The sequence below is a fragment of the Pedobacter sp. G11 genome (genome assembly GCF_003860265.1).
In the GTDB taxonomy this organism is placed as follows: Bacteria; Bacteroidota; Bacteroidia; order Sphingobacteriales; family Sphingobacteriaceae; genus Pedobacter; species Pedobacter agri.
The window spans coordinates 3,210,791-3,230,054 of the sequence record NZ_CP034190.1 but is presented as its reverse complement, the minus strand read 5'-3'; the positions used below and the strand labels follow the sequence as shown (position 1 = coordinate 3,230,054).

The following is a 19,264-nucleotide window of genomic DNA, read 5'->3' as shown; positions in this document are numbered from 1 at the left end:
TTAGCGGAGATAAATATAAAAGTACCTGTTTTAGAATGCGGGCTGGCATACCTGATCAGGTACTTTAAGAAAAGGAAGTGGTTTACATTTCCTAGACGGCCTTTGTCCTACGACTGCCATCAGAATTTCTTCAGAATGATCTAATTTGCCTTCTATAGCTCCTATCTTTGGTTCAACTTCGGCAGAAAACCGTAAATTAGCAGAGAATAAATTCATCACAATCCCGAAATCAGATATCAAGATGAAAGAAGTATCCATCATTCGATACCACACTGATGCTTCCAGTGTCAACAGCAGAATTAATCTTGAGCAGCATCTTTTCACTTTTCTTTTGGAAGGTGGCAAACGGGTCTCCTATGCAGACAAGCAAGAAACCATAAGTCCGGAACAATTTATGTTGCTCTCTACCGGAAACTGCCTGATGAGCGAGAAAACTGCTTGCAGCGGCGGTCAATACAGAAGCATTCTTCTTTTTTTTGATCAAGAGTTGTTAACGGATTTTCTTGTCCGCCACTCCGCGGCGCTCAAAATCGCTTCGAATAAACATGACCATCCTTTCGTGGTCTTTGAAAAGGATGCCTTTTTGGTCAACTTTATTGAATCGCTTGCTTTGATGCTTGATGCCGGCAGGTCTCCCTCTGCTGAGATGAACCATTTAAAGCTCGAAGAACTGCTTTTGCATCTTTACTCACATTATCCTCAAGTAATCAATAAATTCAGAGATTCCAGGGAAATGCTAGATCATGAACGGCTTATCCACCGAGCCGTCAACTCCGTCACTGACCGTACAGCAAGTGTGGAGGACCTGGCTTTCTTGTGCCACATGAGCCTTTCAACGTTTAAGAGACGTTTTCATGAGATTTATGCATCCACACCAAAAAAGTGGTTATTGGCGAAGAGAATGGAAAAAGCAGTTCATCTGCTGGGATACAGTGGCAGAAAAGCCAGTGAAATATATGGTGAATTGGGATACCAGAATCTATCAAGCTTCATACAGGCGTTTAAGGCCATCCACGGCACTACACCAAAAAAATACCAGGAGAAAATTGAACGTTCAGCAACACTTTTTGACCGTCAATCCATGTCGTTTCCATAAATTCCGTTTTACCTTTGATGATATAAAAATCAAGAAGATGAACAAAAAATATTTTAGGGAAATGACCGACTACCTTCGCTGGGCAGATAGCAAGGCCATTGGGTGGATTACAGAAATAAATGACCAGCAGTGGAATCAGCAAATATCCAGCAGCTTCAATAGCATCAGGAAAACAGCATTACATATTGTCAGCGCGGAAAAAATCTGGCTTGACTTCTGGACGGGAGTGCCTTCCCCTGTTTACCTGAGCGCAGGATTTGAGGGATCCAAAGAAGACCTCATCGATATCTGGCGGATGACATCCGCCAATCTTCAGGAATTTATTGAAAAATATCCGGAAAAAAACTACCAGGATCTGGTCAGTATTTCAAAGCCAAACGGCGAGATTGCGCAAATGTCCTTTTGGAGGACTTTTCCACATATGGTCAACCATTCCAGCTATCATCGTGGTCAAATGGTCACCCTGTTAAGGCAAACGGGTTTTACACTTTTATCGAACACGGATCTATTCACCTTTTATCACCTTCATCATACCGAAGGGAAGGCAGAACCTGTCTGATGGTTTTGAATAAGCCATCATCCCACCCTGTTTATTCAGAACGGTTATATTGATCAATCACTGCATGTAATCAAGCACGTGCAGTCATAATATTCTGAATTTGCAGCGAAATATAATAAATACTAAAAACATCAGTCTTGCCGTCCAAGTTTTTACCAGTCTGATCGCTTGATCCATAAAGGAAAGAAAAGAAAGGTGTGAATCCTGCTGATGGCGCATACTTAAAACCAGCTTATTTACTGGAAAAGGCATCAGGAGACTGGCAAATAGATGTGTCGCAAACATTACCGGCCAAACTTAAGCCCACAGACGCTACTTGATTGGTTGTTGACAGAAGCTCGTTGAGCAGGAAACCAGGTCTGTTATGGTTCGCAATAAATTGAATTCATTCAATGGCTTTCCAATGATAGCATCAGCCTCACATGGGATTTCGCCGATCTTCTGGTAGGTCATCGTAGTGAGCAATACAATGGGGATATGGGCGGTTTGCGCGGCATTCTTTAAATCATTACAGACCAAGCGTCCGTCAAGATGGCCGAAACTTATCTCCATGATGATTAAATCCGGGCGAAAGAAGCCAACTGCCGTATATAGAGCTTTGGCACTCTCCACTTTCTCCACAATGATCCAGTGTTTGTTCAGTAACCATTCCAGCCTCAGCAAAACCTGGGGATCCTGATCAGCAATCAAAATTTTTTTCATTATTCTTTCATGACCATTTTGGCCCGTTAATCAATAAACAACAAGTTTTTAGTTCTTCGATCAGCTAAGATCTCTAAGAGATGGAGATCAATTTTGTGCGAGGTAATGTTGATACAAATCTGCCTCAAATTGCCAAAAAAATATACGCAAATCGTATCAAAAAATACTCATATCATTTCAAATAATCTCTTGATGCCGTAATTGTTTTCAATAAAAAGGTTTCGACTTGTTAATGAACGTGGTTTTTACTTTTCAAGCGAAATGAATCGTAGAATGATACACCATCGTGGGTTGGCAGGTGCGGATAGCTATCGATATATTTGAATTTGCCCCTGGAGAAAATATGCTGCTTGTCAGGATACGTGGATATCAAGGAACACTAATCTCCTGGTTCTTCCGGAAGAAAGTTAGCAGCGTAGAAAGAATAGGCCTAATGCAAAACTTACCGGATGAATTATGGGTGAGTATCGAAAAATATTTAGACAATGAAAATCTTTAAACAAACAGCCTGTATTGCGCTTCTTTTAATTTCCAATCTTCTGAGGGCGCAACAGCCGGCGATAAGCTTTCAGCATCTTTCGGACCTTAATCATTCTCATGACATTGGGCTGGGGAACTGGGGACCTTATTCCAAAAAGTACGCAGGAATCTCCCACATTCCTCAGTTGTCTACAGGTGTACGTTTTGATTTTTTTATCGTTCCGGGTTACTATAGAAACAAGATAATGGTGCCCAATGTGCTTTTTGAGTCTGGCTATTTCCCCTGGTTTGCCGATGCGAAAACAGGCCGGTACGCCTACCGCTATGAACTGGAGTGGAAAGACCGCGTCTATACCGATGTAAACTACCAGGTGCTGGACGATCGTACGGTAATGGCTGAGATCAGGTGTGTGAACAATACCGGCATGCCACAGGCCCTGGCTATCAACCTCATGGGGGCGCTCAGTCTCCCGGAGAGCTGGCCAAATAAAAAACTCGACAAGCCGGCACAAAGCATATGGATAAATGCCGTGGACTATCATTCTTTGAGTTTTGCAGAAAAACACCCCAGGGACAACCTGGTGACCGATGGGTTGATGAATGGCGAAGTCCGTGGAGCAGAATTTCTGGAGACTTCCGCCCTGGGTAAACGATTCAGCCAGTCCGCTGGGAATGAAGTGAGTTATCGGGTGCCTGATAAATTCAGCAAAGGATTTCTGCAGATCATCTTTAAAGGAAATGTAAAATCTGTGACCAGGCTTTCATCAGATGCGGTAAGCGGGAAAGAAATTACACTTATAGGAACGGGAGCGCTTGAGATTATTTCACTTCCTTTTGACGTCGGGGGGAACAAAACGCTAAAACTGAAATCCCTGGGAGGGGACGGCATGGAGATCAACGGGATACTGTTCAGTACTAAGGGAGATCTTCCGGTAAAAATTGAGGACAACGACCGATCAGAGGTACCCCAGGTGGTTACCAGTGTTGCAAAGAAAAGGGTCCTGCTGAAATACAAGCATGCAGAGGGCTTCTATGGGTTGACCTGGGAGGATGCGCTGTTCAAGATCAGAGAAATCAAGAGCGATGACCTGGATGTTTATTTCAGAAAAATGGTTCACAACCATGTTGACAGCATTTTGAGAGGCAATGAGCGTGGCCATTTTGAAAATGTGTTCATCAGGCCTGTAGAGCTCAACGCACATTCTGAAAAAGTGCTGCGATGCCTTATCACTTATGGTAAGGATAAAGTGCAGGTTGATCAGACGCTGGATAACTTCGAGATTTTGAAAAAAAAGAATCCGGCGCCTGAGCATGAGCGGGACAACTATCTAACTGGTGCCCAACCTTATGCTTTCAGCAACAAGATGCTGAAAGCCGCTTTACTCGAAAACATCGTTTATCCCATTTACACCCAGCGGAACTACATCCGGCATTACACACCCGGAAAATGGTGGAACAGTTTATACACCTGGGATTCGGGATTCATTGCATTGGGCCTTAACGAGTTTGACCGGGAGCGGGCGACGGAATGCATTAATGCTTATACCACCGCTGAGGGTAGTCAATCTGCATTCATCCACCACGGCTCTCCTGTTCCGGTGCAGGTGTATGCATTTATGGATCTATGGAACAAAACCCAGTCTAAGGCTTTGGCCAGCTATTTTTATCCCAGGTTTAAGCGATATTACGAATTTCTCTCCGGGAAACAAGGTAGTTCCACCACAGGTTCGCTGTCATCCGGGCTGCTCAAAACCTGGGACTATTTTTACAATTCCGGTGGCTGGGATGACTATCCGGCCCAGTCAGGTGTCCACCAGGGGCGTTTGGAGGCATCGGTAGCACCCGTGATCACCACCGCGCAGTGCATCCGCTTTGCGAAAATCCTTCGGATGATGGCCAGGGAAACAGGGCACCTGTCAGACCTTGGCGCATATGACCGGGACGTTGATGTTTTCAGTAATGCACTTCAGCAGCATGCATGGAATCCGGTAAGCGGATACTACAGTTATGTCAAGCATGATCCGAGTGGAAAGCCCTCAGGTCCCTTTACTTACGCGGATGGCATTGATTATAATATGGGACTGGATGGTGCTTATCCATTGCTTGCGGGCATCTGTAACGCAGCGCAGCAAAAAGAACTTCTTAAAAAAATATTTTCCCCGGCGCACATGTGGACAGCAAGCGGTCTGGGGGTAGTCGATCAGTCAGCGCCCTATTACCGTAAAGACGGTTACTGGAACGGATCAGTATGGATGCCGCATCAGTGGTTCATCTGGAAGACGATGCTTGATATCGGGCGGCCGGAGTTGGCCATGCAGATTGCCAGAACCGGTTTGGAAGTATTCAAAAAAGAAACGGACTCCTCCTACTATACCTTTGAACATTACCTCTCCGGCACAGGCAGAGGGGCTGGATGGCATCAGTTCTCCGGACTCTCCACCCCCGTTTTAAGTTGGTACAATGCCTATTACAAGAAGGGCACCGTGACCACCGGTTTCGAAATCTTATTGACAAAAAGTGAATTCAACGCCGATTTAAGTGGTTACCGGGCCGATTTAAGTTTTGACGACTCCACAAAAGCGCACGCCAGAAGTATGTTGATCTGCCTTAATCCCTCCAATAAATACATGGCAAGTTTCAACGGTGCCTCACTAAAAATTGAAGAGTCTTATCCCGGCCTGCTGTATGTCAAGCTCCCCGTGAGCAATGACAAGGGAAAACTGATCATCAAAAGCCGTTAATCTGATGTTCGAAGTCTAGCGAGAAATCAATTCAGCAGGCTCTTAGTCCCATGCCCGGGGCCATGTGGCTTTATTTGTTGAGCCGGTACAGATCGATAAATGCTTCCAGTGCCCTGGACCTGATCTGCTCCTTTCGAAAAATCAGCACGGTGTTCATCGTCCCCAGCTGTCTGCTGAGGCCGTGACTGCTGATCGCCCGTGTTGGGTAATATCCGGAGATCACTTCCTGTGGAAGCAGACTGATCCCCATCCCTGCTTCAACGAAATTGATTATCCCTTCAATGGAGTTTAAGACAATGGTTTTATAGTGTATCACTCCTTTGGAGGTCAGGTAAGCTTCCAGTCTCGCTCGAAACACGCACCCTTCTCCGAACACAACGATCTTAAGCGGATCCCTTTTCAGAATTGAAGATAATCCGCGACCATTTGAGGATGTGATGATTACCAGCTGCTCCTCTTTGATGCTCAACTGGTCAAGCCCATTGATGTTAACCGGGGCAGATACGAAGGCCGCATCGAGTTCATAACTCAGCACATCCCGGATGAGCGCACTGCGCATCTCCGACCTGAATTCCAATTCCACATCCGGATACTGCGCTTCAAAATTCTGCAAGATTTCCGGTACCTTCAGCGCCATAGTCGTCTCTATGCAGCCCACCCGCAATGATCCACTCACTGCCCCACTGCTCGCAAGGTTACTTTTGGCCTCGTTGACTAGCTTTTGGATTTGTCTGGCATAATGCATGAACTGCTCTCCCGGGTTGGTCAGCGCGACCTTTCGTGAATTTCTTTTAAAAAGCTCCACACCAAGTTCCTCTTCCAGACTTTTTATTCTGGCAGTCACATTGGACTGGACGGTAAAAGTTGCTGATGCAGCCTTGGTGAAACTGCCGCTCGCGGCAACTGCCTCGAAAATTTTAAGATCATTCGTATTCATATCATTGATCATAAAAAACGATTTGTAAAATCACAACTAATCGTTTTATATAATCAAATATCCAACTTAAATTTGATAAATTAAAATACTCATGAAGATTATATCCACTAATCTAAAAACAGTATTGGTATTAGGCTTCATTGTCCTAATACCCACATTCACAAATACTTTCGGACAATCACTTAAGTCAAGAAACATGAATAACAAAGAAATTCACTACAGAAAAATTAAAGTCAACAGTCTCAGTATATTTTACAGGGAAGCGGGTCCGGCTGATCGGCCGGTGCTACTTTTGTTGCATGGCTATCCTACCTCTTCGCACATGTTCCGAAACCTGATACCCATCCTTTCGGAAAAGTATCATGTTATCGCGCCCGACCTGCCTGGTTTTGGATTTTCAGATTCGCCGGCACATGAGAAATTTGACTATACGTTTGACAACCTTGCAAAAACGGTTCAGGGATTTATTGACAAACTCGGGATCAAACGCTTTGCAGTTTACATCTTTGATTACGGAGCACCGGTCGGCCTGCGACTGGCCATGGCAAATCCGGAAAAAATCACCGGGATTATCTCACAAAATGGTAATGCCTACGAAGAAGGATTGAGCGCAGAATGGGACGGTATACAAAAATACTGGAGAGATCCCTCTCAAGCCAACAGGGATTCATTAAAGGATTTTGTATCCGAGAAAGCGACCTGGTTTCAGTATCACCAGGGAGCTTCAGATGTTGGTTTGATCGCTCCCGAGACTTACACCCTGGATCAGGCTTTTCTGGACAGGCCGGGGAATATTGAGATCCAACTGGATCTTGTAAAAGACTATCGGACAAATGTTGCCCTTTATCCCAAATTCCACGAATATTTCAGAAAACATCAGCCGAAAATGCTTCTGGTCTGGGGGAACCAGGATCCTTTCTTTTTGCCTGCGGGAGCAGAAGCATACAAAAAAGACAATCCCAATGCGATCCTGAAATTTTATGAGACCGGTCATTTTGCGCTTGAGACCCATGTTTCCGAGATTGGTAAAGAAATCCTGAACTTTATGGAAAAACTTCCGTTATAGAAACTGTAAATAACAGATAATTTTGAAGATGATATGGTATAACCCTGCTGATCTATTATTAAAAAAGGGTTTTATGAATTCATAAAACCCTTTTTTAATTTGTATCTCACCCTGTCTTAGCTTAAAAGTATTTTTTCTACAAATTTCCAAGACAACAAGAATCTTGCAGCTTGAAAAGTGTTCTGTTTATTTTAAGTCATTTGAAATACGTATTTTTTGTTAACGTCAGGGTTGGGAGGATTTGTTAAAGAAGCTAGAATTCCGTTAAAAATATTCACCGGTCACTCCGATTTCAAGTCCTCGCAGTTCAGCCAGTCCCCGGAGGCGGCCAATCGCAGAATACCCGGGATTGCTTTCCTTATTCAGGTCATCCAGCATCTGATGGCCATGGTCCGGACGGAACGGAATAGGTTTTTCCCGACTTGTATTTTCCTGGGTCAACAACTTCATGATCTCAAACATGTTCACGTCCCCACCAAGGTGATCGGCTTCATAAAAACTACCGTCGGGCTGTTTGGTTACATTGCGCAGGTGCGCAAAGTAGACCCTTTTTTTCACGCGATTGAGTATTTCCGGAACATCGTTATTCACCCCTGCCCCAAGGGATCCTGTACAAAAACAAATGCCATTGAAAGGCTGATCAACGCTTTCCAGGATAAAAACAAAATCGTCCAAAGTACTCGCTATCCGTGGTAATCCCAATATCGGGTAAGGTGGATCATCGGGATGAATGGTCAGCTGAATAGAGGATGTCCGGCATACTTCGGCAACCGATTCCAGGAAGTAAACAAGGTTATTCCGTAAACCCGAAAACCCTATCTTTTGGTATTCGCTTATGCTGTTTCTCAAGGACTCCAGTTCAATCTCCTTTTCATTGGGGATGCCCATAAGCACATTGATACGAAGTTGCTCAAGCGTATGACTGTCAAGCGCTTCATATTTCGCCCTGGCCTGTGAAAGGAGTTCCTTCGTGTAGTCCTTTTCTGCGCCAGCTCTTTTCAGTACATAAAGGTCAAAAATGATCAGATCCACCCAATTGAAGTATAGGGCTTTCGAACCGTCGGTCATCTCCAGGTCCAACTGTGTGCGGGTCCAGTCCAGTACGGGCATAAAGTTGTAGCAGACCACTGTGATGCCGCAAGCAGCCAGGTTTTGCAGAGAGGTTCTGTAATTTTCGATGTATTGATCTGCAGACTTCCCCTTGGTTTTGATCTCTTCGTGAACAGGAAGACTTTCCACAACCGACCACGTAAGACCGGCGGATTCAATGATCAACTTGCGCTCCATGATATCTGGTATGGGCCAGACTTCTCCATGCGGAATATGGTGCAACGCTGTTACAATTCCAGTTGCTCCGGCCTGTCTGACGTCGTTAAGGGAGACCGGATCTTCCGGGCCATACCAGCGCCAGGTCTGTTCTAATTTTTTATTGGCCATGTTTTGAAGGTATATAGGTTTGCACAAGTGCTTAGGCTGCGATGTGCCTGTATTAATTTTTATGTTTTATTACTGGACTCAAGAAAATAGAGTGGCCCAACACTCTGGACAACATCATACTGCTCAGGATATACAATTCAACTATTTTTTACTCGAAATCAGATTAACTTCAAATCGAAGCCTACCGGAAACTTTTGTTGATACTGATTGCTGGAATCAGTTTATCTGGAAACCGGTTTGATCTTGATGCTTCGGAAACTTACCCTGTTACCATGATCCTGAAGTAGAATGTGACCCTTATCGGCCTCTCCGAAACCTTTCCAGTCCTTGTATTTACTGCCTGCCACCAGCGCTCTGAACGCTTCGCTGCCACGCATATATTCCAGCGTCTTAATGCCATTGAGGTAATGTTCCACACGGTTATCTGGATAAACCACTACCCTGCCGGTATTCCATTCACCGATCTTGCGGGTATTATTCCCGTCTTTTTTTCCTTTGATGAGATCATAAAGCGAGGAAAGTGTGCGGTTGCCATTTTTGCCAAGCTTGGCATCAGGGTGTTTCTCATCATCCAATACCTGAAACTCAAGTCCAATTGCGGAACCCTTGTTTCCCTCGCTCAGGGTCACAAAATATTTAACGCCACTGTTTGCTCCCTCGGTAAGCCTGAAATCAAAGCTCAGGTCAAATGCGGCAAATTGATCTTCGGTAACGATATCACCACCATTGGTACTTTCTCCCCCATCCGAAGGCTGCACGCTCATTGTCCCGTTTTCCACCAGCCAGCCTTTTTCTGGAAATCCTTTTTTATAAGCACCTTTCCAGCCTTTGCTGCTTTGACCATCAAAAAGCAGTTTATAGCCATTCGCTTTTTCATAAGCTGACAAAGTATTGGGCGTATAGTTGACCTGAAAGATTCCATTTTCAAACGAAGTAGGTTTCAGGTTTTGTGTCCGGATATTGATATTTTTGAAATAAACTTTTTTACCCTCCAAATTTGAATTGTTACCAATCCCATGCACCTGAAGACCGATGAAGCCGCTTTGATCAAGCGTATCAATCACATATGCAACAGGCTTTCCGTTCAACCAGGTCTTGGTCTCTTGGCCGATGCATTCCACCTTGTAATGGTTAAAGGTATCTTTTTTAAACAATGATTTTGCTTCAGGATGGAGTGATAAAGGATATAGCCATAGCCTTCTGCCCTCATCATAAATTCCGGCTGACCATGCCCGCTCAGAAGGATCAATCTCGACCTGGCGTCCATAGACCTTTCCTTTGCCACCATCACCCGAGGGGTCGACATGGCTTCGGGTCTGTACGCCCGAATTATTGTCCGCGCCGTCGATCTTCACATCGAATTCCAGCACAAAATCACTATATTCTTTTTCTGTAACCAGATAAGAATTCGGAGAATCCTTCACCGTTGTACCGATGATCATTCCATTACTGGCAGTATAGGTGGCCTTGCCAACCACTTGCTTCCATCCTTTGAGCGTTTTTCCGTCAAAAAGTGGGGCTGAGTTTTGAGCAAATGCTGAGAAACCAATCAAGGAGAGAGCAAGTGTTGTATATTTTTTTAATTTTAACATATAGAAGTTAATTGCAGAAACAGAGATAAGGCAGTTGGCCTCATCCCTGCAAAAAGATTTGATTAATATTTAAACACTTTTCCGTTGGCCATCACCAGCTGTTTTTCTTCATCGAAGGTGGCCTTTGCCCCGGTCCTCACCGCAGCGTTTGTCATCATCAGCGCAATGGAGTGATAGTAGCCCGCTTCCACCGGAGCATTAGGTGTTTTTCTGTTTCTCACGCACTCCATCCAGTTGCGCATGTGTGCTGAGGTCAGTGGATCCCCACCCATATTAGCTCCTGTGGCTGCCTTGAGCGCTGTTTTGGAAAGATCAAACTCAGGCAGAAGGTTTGCTTTCATGCCCATCGCTTTTGCCTCATTTTCCTTCAGCCCACCTTTTGGTGAAACTTTGTTTGTGATCAGGTTAAGCTCTCCTCCGTTTGAATAATAGACCTCACCCACGTCTCCCACGCTGTTTTGCATGCGTGAGGTAAAGGTTACCTGAAATCCGTCGGTTGTACCGGGCTGTCCATAGTCGAATACAGCGACCATGGAGTCCCAGTTTTTTCTTCCATCCTTCCAGGTATAGATGCCTCCGTTGGCCACCACGCTCCGCGGATGCTGAAGACCTGTAAACCAATGGACGGTATCAATCTGATGAGACATCCATTGACCGGGCATTCCCGAAGAAAGTGGCCAGAACAGACGGTATTCAAGATATTTCCGAGGATCCCATTCCTGATAAGGACGGTTCATCAAAAAACGCTTCCAGTCGGTGTCCTCCTGTTTCAGCCTGGCCACCAGTTCGGGGCGTCTCCAGCGACCGGGCTGGTTCACGTTCCACACCAGATCGACTGCAGTCAGCGGACCGAACTTACCGTCCTGGATATATCTGGACGCATTGATGTAATTCTCTCCGCTCCTGCGTTGTGACCCGATCTGGACGATCTTACCGGTTTCTTTAACGGCTTTGAGGGCCGCCTTTGCATCATCCATTGTTTCGGCGAATGGTTTTTCGACATAAGCATCGCAGCCTGACCTAACCGCCTCTACGGTATGGAGGGCATGCTGAAAATCAGACGAACTGATGATGACCGCATCAAGGTCCTTCATGGCATAAAGCTCATCATTGTTTCTGCAGCTTTTCACATCCGCACCTGTTTTGCTTTTCACATGGGCCACACCAAGATCACGGCGGTAACTCCATAAATCGGACAGGCCTACCACATCAAAGTTCAGTTCTTTACTGTGGTTGAGATAACAGGGAAACAGGGTGTCTTTAAAACGATCTGAAAAGGCGACTACTCCCACACGCACGCGATCATTGGCTCCGATGATCCGGCTGTAGCTTTTGGCACTGCTGGTTAAGGTTCCGGCGTAGGTTGCCGCTGCGAGCAGCGCGGATTGCTTTATAAATTTTCTTCTGGTATTTTCCATATTATAAGTTCATGTATTTTAGTAACCCAGGTTCTGTTCAAGTTTTGCACCATTGTTACGTTCGATTTCGGATGCGGGGATTGGCCATAAGTTGTATGTGGTCAGGATATCTGTATAGTAGGGATTGAATCTTTTCACCCGGTCGAAAACCAGACCGAGCCTCATCAGCGTAACTCTTCTTTTTTCTTCTGAGCCGAGCTCCCTCATGCGCTCATCGAGTATATAATCAATGTTCACATTTGCAGGGAGTACATTGGCTGCGTTTGAGCGGCTCCTGACCGCATTGATGTCCGTGGCGGCATTTGCCAACTGGTTCAGGCCCAGGTAAGCTTCTGCCCTGAGCAGGTAAGTCTCTGCCAAACGGAACATGTACTGATCAGCGTAGGTGGCACCGGCGCTCGCTTTCAGCAGTAAAGCAGCTTTATTCTCAAACATGCCGTCGGGATGATCACCGGGAGTAGTCACTTTGGATTGAAAAGCGTAGAAATCACGTCTTGGTACAGTAATGCCTGCCGGTGGATTAATGGTCGATATGGTCTGTCCGAATCTCGGATGGGACGGGTTGGTCACTTTGAACTCGCGAACGAAGTTGAAAGGAGCGTTTCTTAAATCATTATTGAAGTCGCTTGTCCAGATCACATCCGAGAAATATTTCGTTGGAATGGCCCATCCAATGCCTCTTCCACCTGTATAATCACTGATGGGATACAAAAAGGGCTGCACCGTACTGCCTGGCAGTCTGAAATTGATGAACTGCGGGGCAAAGTGTCTTTCCATCTGGTAGGATCCGCCTATGCCGGTGGAAACGGTGCCGCCGCCCGGAACATCGGTCTCAAACTGGATTACCCAAAGGCCTTCGCGGTTTGTTCCGTTTTTTCTGTTCTGGTTGCCCTGCTGAAAGAGGTCCCAGTATACATTTTTGGTCGCGTCGGACTGCTTTACCCCGAACCTTGTCCGCATCAGCGCCACATTGGGATTGCTGATCACCACGCTGGAAGCATCAACGGCGTTCTGAAATTGACCCAGCGCCAGATAGACTTCTGAGAGCAAGTGCTGCGCAGCAAGGTTATTGATTTGCCCATCCTGCACCAGATTGATGGCAGGGAGGTTTGCAGCTGCAAACTTCAGGTCACTAACCACCTGTTCCAATACAGCTGTTTTACTTGCTCGGGTATAGTCTGTTTTTGGAGAGAGCACTTCACTCAGATTTAAAGGAACCCCACCATAAAGATAGGCGAGTGTACGATAGGCAAAGCCCCTGAAAAATCTTGCTCTGGCCTCCATCAGCACCTTATCCGCATCAGGCATTGATGAGGCCGGAATTCTGTCAATGATGGTATTGGACTCTGCGACTATTTTGTACAGTGAAACCCAGTGAATCAATGGAATCTCGGTACTTAAGGGTGAATAGGCGGCGATCATATTGGTATGGCGGGTTGCCGCCGGCTGACCATCATACACCAGATCGGTTCCGAAAACGTAATCGAAAGGTCGCTGTTCGCCACTGCTGTAAAATTCTGACCGCACCCGGCTGTAAAGGTTGTTCACTGCAGCATCAAAATCCTTGGTGCTCACATATGCATTTGAGGTACTGAGAAAATCCAGTGGCTCTTCATCAAGGAAATTCTTTTTGCAGGAAAACCCCATGGTGGTTATAATGCATATTATTATAATGGTAATCTTTTTCATCTTCTTTAAATTAAAATGTAACATTAAGTCCTACGGAATAACTCCTCATGACCGGTCTTCCATTGTTCAGCAGGCCCTGCGTCTGTCCGTCTATGACCATCTCCGGATCCCATCCCTCCCAGTTGGTCCAGGTGGCGAGGTTTCTTCCGCTCACAAAAACATTGAGATTCTGAAGTTTCAGATGTTCGATGAATTTTCCACTGAACTTGTAGGAAAGTGACACATCCTGGAGCCGGATAAAACTTCTGTTTTGATAAAGCGAAGGGTTCAGCGTTGCGGAAACAATAGAGCGGGGATATTTCCCGTTCGGATTGTCCGGCGACCAGAAATCAATGCCGCTCAAAGAGTTATCTCGTATCGAGTTGTCGTCTCTGATTCTCCGGGGGGTGTTTCCCGCCAGATAGGATCTATCACTACCTTGAACAGAATTTAAAAATACGCTCAGGGAGAAATTTCTGTACTGAAAGTTGTTAAGAAAGCTCATTCTGAATCCGGGATTGGTTGTACCCAGAATGGTCCGGTCAGAGGCATTGATCAGCCCGTCAGCATTTTGGTCCACAATGCGGTAAGTGCCAGGTGAATATCCAGCAGGAATTTGCTCCCCTACCTGCCAGATGCCATTGGTCTGATAATCGTAGATCACCCCGGTTGACTGGCCGATAAAAAGACCTGACTGTGGTAAATCATCTTCTATGCCATCACCATTTGTGTCGCCGAGCAGTTTGGCTACCCTGTTCACGTTGCGCGCAAAATTCAGCGTTGAAGTCCATTGGAACTGATCGCCCACAATGTTTTTTGAATTCAGAGAAAGTTCAACACCCTTGTTATTCAGCTGCCCCACGTTTGTGCGGATGTTGGTAAAACCTGTGGTATTGGGAATATTAACCAGATAAAGCAGATCAGTGGTTTTGGTATCATAATATTCCAATACACCAGAAAGTCTGCTTTTCAGCAAAGTGAATTCAAGTCCCAGGTTAAGACCGATCGTTTTCTCCCATCTTAAGTTTGGATTAGAAAGGGAATTCACCTGCTGACCGAACTGGGTTGAGCCGCCGTCGCCAAATACATAGGCTGCGCCCACGCCTACAATGGCCAGAGACTGATATCTGGTGGTCTGATTGCCCGCTACCCCGTAACCGGCACGAAGCTTCAGGTTGTCCACCCAGGACACCTTGAAAAAAGGCTCTTTTGAGATATCCCAGCCCACAGAAAGCGAAGGGAAGACGCCATATTTGTTGTTCTCTGCAAATCCTGAGAATCCATCTCTACGGATGGTACCGGTAAAGAGATATTTACTGTCAAAATTATAATTCACCCTGAACATCTGGTAGTTCAGGGACTCGCGATATGCATTGGAGATAGCAAACCTGTTCACGCCCTGCTGCAGATTGTCATAACCCAGCGTTAACCTAGAGAATCCGGTTGAATAAGCTCTTGTATAGCTGTTTTCGCGTTCAATGGCGCCGTATAACATAGTGCCCGTAAAATTATGCTTACCTAAACTTCGGGTATAGGTTAATAAATTATCGATCGTGTAATCATAGTAATTTGTATTTTCCTTGGAAGCTTCGCCCGTTAGGTTGGCATCATACTGATTGGAGATATTTTTAAGCTCGACGCGATAATTGTTACCGTAATTTATTCTGTAGGTCAGGCCTTTCAACGGCAGCTTCACATCAGCATAAACATTTGCGAAAAAGTAGTTTTTTCTATCGTAATCATCAGCCTGATAGCTTAGCAACGGATTGGTCAGGTTGGTATTGTATGGATTGATCCTCAGGTTTCCATTCTGATCATATGGCAAAATGAGTGGTGACATCGAATTGATCGTGCCAAAGTTGGGTTCTACTCCGTCTTCGTTGACAAAACTACCAAAGGACTGCAGACCTATGGTCAACCAGTTGGTGGCCTTGGTTTCTATATTGGCCCTGATGCCCTTTCTTTTGAAAAGGTCATTATTAATGAATCCTGCATTTCTGGTCAGGTTTCCCGACAACAGATAGCTGATTTTGTCCGTGCCCCCTGACACGCTCAACTGGTGGTCAGCAACTGAACCCCTACGGGTAGCTTCGTCATACCAGCTGAAGTCATTGGGAAGGAGATTCCCCTGGGCGTCTTTCATAGATGCATCAACCTTGCTTTTCAAATCAAAGGCCGGATTGGGCTCGGTAAAGCCAGGAGCAAGAAATGCCTGATCATAGAACAGGTATCTGATATTATTGAGATATTCTTCACGCCCCATGGGCTTTAAGTCCACATTTGGACGCTGGACAGCATATTGTGTGGAAAAGGCAATACGCGTGCGGCCATTTGCACCTTTCCGGCTGGTGATCAGCAAAACGCCGTTTGCCGCCTGGGCACCATATACTGCGGTAGCACTCGCATCCTTCAAGACATCAATTGATGCAATGTCATCCGGGTTGATCGAAGTCAGTGAGCCGTTGTACTGTACGCCGTCAAGTATGATGAGTACATTTTGGTTGCCACCCAGAGTGTTTTGTCCTCTGATCCCAATACTTGGCGTAGCACCTGCGCGCGAAACCTGTCCAATGTTAAGGCCTGGAACAGTTCCCTGCAATAGATTGGCAATATTGGTGGTTGGAGAATTCCGAAAATCCTCCAGGTTTGCCCGGACGACAGAACCGGTTACATCAGCTTTCTTCTGTGTTCCATATCCTACCACCACTACCTCTTCCAGATCAGACTGACTGGACTTCAGGGCTATATTGATTACTTTCTGCGCTCCTACTGCTTTTTCCTGTACATCAAAACCGACATAGGTAAATACCAGAATGGCCTGTTCATTGGGAACTGTGATTCTGTAGGTTCCCTCTGCATCGGTCACAGCAGTGCTGGTTGCATTTTTGATCTTGACCGTCACCCCAGGAATCGGACCATTGGTTTTTTCATCCACCACTTTTCCGGTGATTATGATATCAAATACCGCTGCATTCACAATTGCGAAGGCGCGGGGCGTAAGCGCTGCATACAGCATGAGAATACTGAGCCAAATGGCCAGCTGCGGAAAAGCGCTCCGCATCGATTTAATGGGTAAAACACGTGGTATCATATTCTTCTGGTTTATCTTTTGGTTAGTATTATTTGTTGATTGCCCTGATTACGTTGCCATCCTTCAGATCACATCGGATGCGTATTGATTGATGGGCAACAGAAAACAGGGGTTCAAAAGCTGAACATCTCTAAACGGGACTATTTAAAGTTTAATTTTTTGATCAAATCCGTCTCATCTTTGCGATATGGCGTTCCATCTTGATGAAAAATTTCGTGAAACCATTCAATGGGCTCACTGCCATCCGCGAGCGGGGTATCCCAGGCAAATTTTGTATTGGTCTTTCCATCCACAAAGCCCCAGTTGATCGCCCCTACATCTTCGGCTTTGAGCAAAGGCATGATATTGGAAAACCTGCTGTTTTTTGTCCGGGCCATATATTCTGTACAGATCAATGGCCTTCCGCTAGCCTTCAGCAGATCAATTGTCCGCTGGTGCCATTCTGGCGACTCATAGTTGTGGTAAGTTACGACATCAGAATTGGCGAGCTGCAGCTCATTGAGTTTTTCAAAGCCCCAACTCCACAGGCCTATACTGATCGGCTGGGATGGATTTACCGTTCTGGCCCATTCAATGGTTTTCTTGAGCAGCGGAATGGTGGATTCTAGTTTTCCGCTGTTGCCCGGCTCATTGTACAGGTCCCACAACAGGACGCGTTTATCTGCTGCAAAGCGTGTCATTACCGCTTTAACATAGATTTCCAGCGCCGCAAAGTTGCTCTCCTGTTTTGATGCAGGATCTCCGGGATCCTGAAGCCAACCCGAATTATGAATACCTGTTTTAGGTGCAGGCTGGGCACCGGTCTTTGCGGTCTTGTTCCAACAGTCATCAAAAAAAACGAACATTGGGCTGATGTGATGCTTATCGGCAATGGAAAGGAACTGATCCACTCTTTTCAGGAACCCTTTGGGATCCTGTTTGTAAGCTTCGCTGTACAGAAATACACGAAGGGTATTGAAACCGATTCCTTCAGCCAGCGCCAGCTCTTTATCAATGACCTCGGGACTAAAGGTTTCCGCCTGCCACATCTCAAGCTGGTTGATCGCATTTGCGGGGATATAATTCGCTCCGGTCAGCCATTTGTGCGCCTTGTACCAATCATTTGCCTTTTGTAAAGACCAAACCTGGCCCGGCGTCGTTTTGTTTTTTTGCGCGAAGGTGCCACCGATCAATAAAATACTCAAGAGGCCCGTTAATAAAAAAAATCTGATCTTCATATCATTTTGGTTGTTAAAAAACGCTAGTTGGTGGGATCAAGCAAGGCAACGCCTGTTCTGAGGGGCACCCCGAAATGCGGCGTACCATCTTCGTTCCAGGTAAACTTTTGTGCCCTGGGAGAGCGGAAGCCTCCGCAGCCCTGACCCGGTTTGTCATTTGCATGGTAAAGAATCCAATCTTCTTTTCCGTCCGGAGATTTAAAAAAGGAGTTATGTCCCGGTGCATAGACTCCATTCTCTTCTGATTTGATGAACAAGGGTTCCGGATGTTTGATCCATGAGTCAGGGTTCATTAAATTGGCGTTGATGCCGGCAGACAACATGCCTAGGGCATAGTGATCCGTCCAGCAGCCACTCGCAGAATAAATGATAAACAGCTTGTCGTTCCTGACCAAAAACTGCGGTCCTTCATTCACATCCACATGTGGCGGGTTATCCGGGGAGTTGAGGTCTCCGAATTTTTCCCAGCCAAAGCTTGGTGTAGAAATTTTCACACGGTCTGAGCTGACGGTCCATGGGTTCTTCAGTTTGGCGATAAAAATTTCCTGTTTTCCGTTCACATCTCCCTCCCAACCTGACCAGACCATGTATAGCTGGTTCTTGATTGAAATGACATCGCCGTCAATGGCCCATTTATTGGAACGATCGGTGATCTGCCCTTTGAAAGTCCATTCCCCTTTCATGGGGTCTGCCGAGGCATTTTCCAGGACGTACATTCTGTGGTTGGCATTTTTGCCATCATCAGCGGCAAAGTAGGCATACCATTTGCCTTGAAGGAACATGACTTCAGGAGCCCATATCTCTTTAGAATATTGCCCTGTTTCGGGTGCTTTCCAGATCGTTTTGTGTGGCGCGTTTTTTAGCCCCTGTAAAGTTTTGGTCTGCCAGAGTTCTATTCTATTGCCCGTGGTATGGGTATAGTAATAATAACCGTCTTTATAGTAACTGTAGGGGTCGGCTCCGGAGGGCAGCAAAGGATTGGTAAAAGTCTGTGCAAATGCTCCGAGGGAAAATAAAAAAAAGAGCAAAGGGAGTAAAGATCTTCTCATCGATATTTGGTTAATTTGTTGGACAATGAGTCTGGAGGCTGAAGTTGGCGATTGTTTGATCAGTCTGCTCATGCCATTATTTAAGGCCAACTATTTTCCAAATATGACAGATTAAAAAAATCTAGCGTGCACAAATCATTTCAATATTTACCCATTTTGACTCTTTTTTACCATGGCCAATCCGATTTAGTTTCAGGAACAGGCTTTAGGA

General features: G+C 45.7%; 13 protein-coding genes. 4 read left to right on the top strand and 9 right to left on the bottom strand.

The annotated features are described in order from the left end of the window. Nucleotides 1-145: 145 nt before the first annotated feature. Together EA772_RS13940 and EA772_RS13935 are read left to right on the top strand one after the other, a co-directional pair. Entirely contained in the window at nucleotides 146-1,096 is a 951-nt protein-coding gene (locus EA772_RS13940) for an AraC family transcriptional regulator (RefSeq protein WP_210405033.1), read from the top strand. Nucleotides 1,097-1,133: 37 nt separating this feature from the next. Beyond that, entirely contained in the window at nucleotides 1,134-1,655 is a 522-nt protein-coding gene (locus tag EA772_RS13935; RefSeq protein ID WP_124913742.1) for a DinB family protein, read from the top strand. A gap of 312 nt (nucleotides 1,656-1,967) precedes the next feature. On the opposite strand, the gene EA772_RS13930 is transcribed toward EA772_RS13935, so the two are convergent. Continuing rightward, a complete protein-coding gene (locus EA772_RS13930) occupies nucleotides 1,968-2,357 on the bottom strand; it encodes a PleD family two-component system response regulator (RefSeq protein ID WP_124913741.1) in 390 nt (129 codons plus the stop codon). Between the two features lie 485 nt (nucleotides 2,358-2,842). On the opposite strand from EA772_RS13930, the gene EA772_RS13925 reads away from it, so the two are divergent. After that, nucleotides 2,843-5,578: a glycoside hydrolase gene (locus tag EA772_RS13925; protein WP_124913740.1), complete on the top strand. Its 2,736-nt coding sequence runs from the start codon at nucleotides 2,843-2,845 to the stop codon at nucleotides 5,576-5,578. Between the two features lie 70 nt (nucleotides 5,579-5,648). Here EA772_RS13925 and EA772_RS13920 read toward each other — a convergent pair whose 3' ends face one another. After that, nucleotides 5,649-6,527, bottom strand: coding sequence for a LysR family transcriptional regulator (locus EA772_RS13920; RefSeq protein ID WP_246833932.1), 879 nt, complete (start codon nucleotides 6,525-6,527; stop codon nucleotides 5,649-5,651). Nucleotides 6,528-6,711: 184 nt separating this feature from the next. Here EA772_RS13920 and EA772_RS13915 point away from each other — a divergent pair, with 184 nt between their 5' ends. After that, on the top strand, nucleotides 6,712-7,581 hold the full coding sequence (locus EA772_RS13915) for an alpha/beta fold hydrolase (protein WP_124913739.1): 870 nt from the start codon (nucleotides 6,712-6,714) through the stop codon (nucleotides 7,579-7,581). 264 nt (nucleotides 7,582-7,845) lie between these two features. Here the strand turns inward: EA772_RS13915 and uxuA are convergent, their stop codons facing one another. From uxuA to EA772_RS13880, 7 genes are all read right to left on the bottom strand, one after another. Continuing rightward, entirely contained in the window at nucleotides 7,846-9,018 is a 1,173-nt protein-coding gene (gene uxuA / locus EA772_RS13910; protein WP_124913738.1) for a mannonate dehydratase, read from the bottom strand. A gap of 221 nt (nucleotides 9,019-9,239) precedes the next feature. Then, the gene (locus EA772_RS13905; RefSeq protein ID WP_124913737.1) at nucleotides 9,240-10,610 is read right to left on the bottom strand and encodes a DUF1080 domain-containing protein; all 1,371 of its coding nucleotides are present in this window, start codon (nucleotides 10,608-10,610) and stop codon (nucleotides 9,240-9,242) included. A 62-nt stretch (nucleotides 10,611-10,672) separates the two neighbouring features. Next, nucleotides 10,673-12,028, bottom strand: coding sequence for a Gfo/Idh/MocA family protein (locus EA772_RS13900; RefSeq protein ID WP_124913736.1), 1,356 nt, complete (start codon nucleotides 12,026-12,028; stop codon nucleotides 10,673-10,675). 18 nt (nucleotides 12,029-12,046) lie between these two features. Further along, nucleotides 12,047-13,717: a RagB/SusD family nutrient uptake outer membrane protein gene (locus EA772_RS13895; protein ID WP_124913735.1), complete on the bottom strand. Its 1,671-nt coding sequence runs from the start codon at nucleotides 13,715-13,717 to the stop codon at nucleotides 12,047-12,049. 10 nt (nucleotides 13,718-13,727) lie between these two features. Then, nucleotides 13,728-16,787, bottom strand: coding sequence for a TonB-dependent receptor (locus EA772_RS13890; protein ID WP_124913734.1), 3,060 nt, complete (start codon nucleotides 16,785-16,787; stop codon nucleotides 13,728-13,730). Between the two features lie 140 nt (nucleotides 16,788-16,927). Then, nucleotides 16,928-18,004, bottom strand: coding sequence for a cellulase family glycosylhydrolase (locus EA772_RS13885; RefSeq protein ID WP_124913733.1), 1,077 nt, complete (start codon nucleotides 18,002-18,004; stop codon nucleotides 16,928-16,930). Between the two features lie 23 nt (nucleotides 18,005-18,027). Further along, nucleotides 18,028-19,125: a family 43 glycosylhydrolase gene (locus EA772_RS13880; RefSeq protein WP_246833931.1), complete on the bottom strand. Its 1,098-nt coding sequence runs from the start codon at nucleotides 19,123-19,125 to the stop codon at nucleotides 18,028-18,030. Nucleotides 19,126-19,264 lie beyond the last annotated feature (139 nt).

Coding starts and splice junctions, on each gene's coding strand:
- EA772_RS13935 (WP_124913742.1), top strand. CDS start 1,134: ATGAACAAAAAATATTTTAGGGAAATGACCGACTACCTTCGCTGGGCA.
- EA772_RS13930 (WP_124913741.1), bottom strand. CDS start 2,357: ATGAAAAAAATTTTGATTGCTGATCAGGATCCCCAGGTTTTGCTGAGG.
- EA772_RS13925 (WP_124913740.1), top strand. CDS start 2,843: ATGAAAATCTTTAAACAAACAGCCTGTATTGCGCTTCTTTTAATTTCC.
- EA772_RS13920 (WP_246833932.1), bottom strand. CDS start 6,527: ATGATCAATGATATGAATACGAATGATCTTAAAATTTTCGAGGCAGTT.
- EA772_RS13915 (WP_124913739.1), top strand. CDS start 6,712: ATGAATAACAAAGAAATTCACTACAGAAAAATTAAAGTCAACAGTCTC.
- uxuA (WP_124913738.1), bottom strand. CDS start 9,018: ATGGCCAATAAAAAATTAGAACAGACCTGGCGCTGGTATGGCCCGGAA.
- EA772_RS13905 (WP_124913737.1), bottom strand. CDS start 10,610: ATGTTAAAATTAAAAAAATATACAACACTTGCTCTCTCCTTGATTGGT.
- EA772_RS13900 (WP_124913736.1), bottom strand. CDS start 12,028: ATGGAAAATACCAGAAGAAAATTTATAAAGCAATCCGCGCTGCTCGCA.
- EA772_RS13895 (WP_124913735.1), bottom strand. CDS start 13,717: ATGAAAAAGATTACCATTATAATAATATGCATTATAACCACCATGGGG.
- EA772_RS13890 (WP_124913734.1), bottom strand. CDS start 16,787: ATGATACCACGTGTTTTACCCATTAAATCGATGCGGAGCGCTTTTCCG.
- EA772_RS13885 (WP_124913733.1), bottom strand. CDS start 18,004: ATGAAGATCAGATTTTTTTTATTAACGGGCCTCTTGAGTATTTTATTG.
- EA772_RS13880 (WP_246833931.1), bottom strand. CDS start 19,125: ATGAGCAGACTGATCAAACAATCGCCAACTTCAGCCTCCAGACTCATT.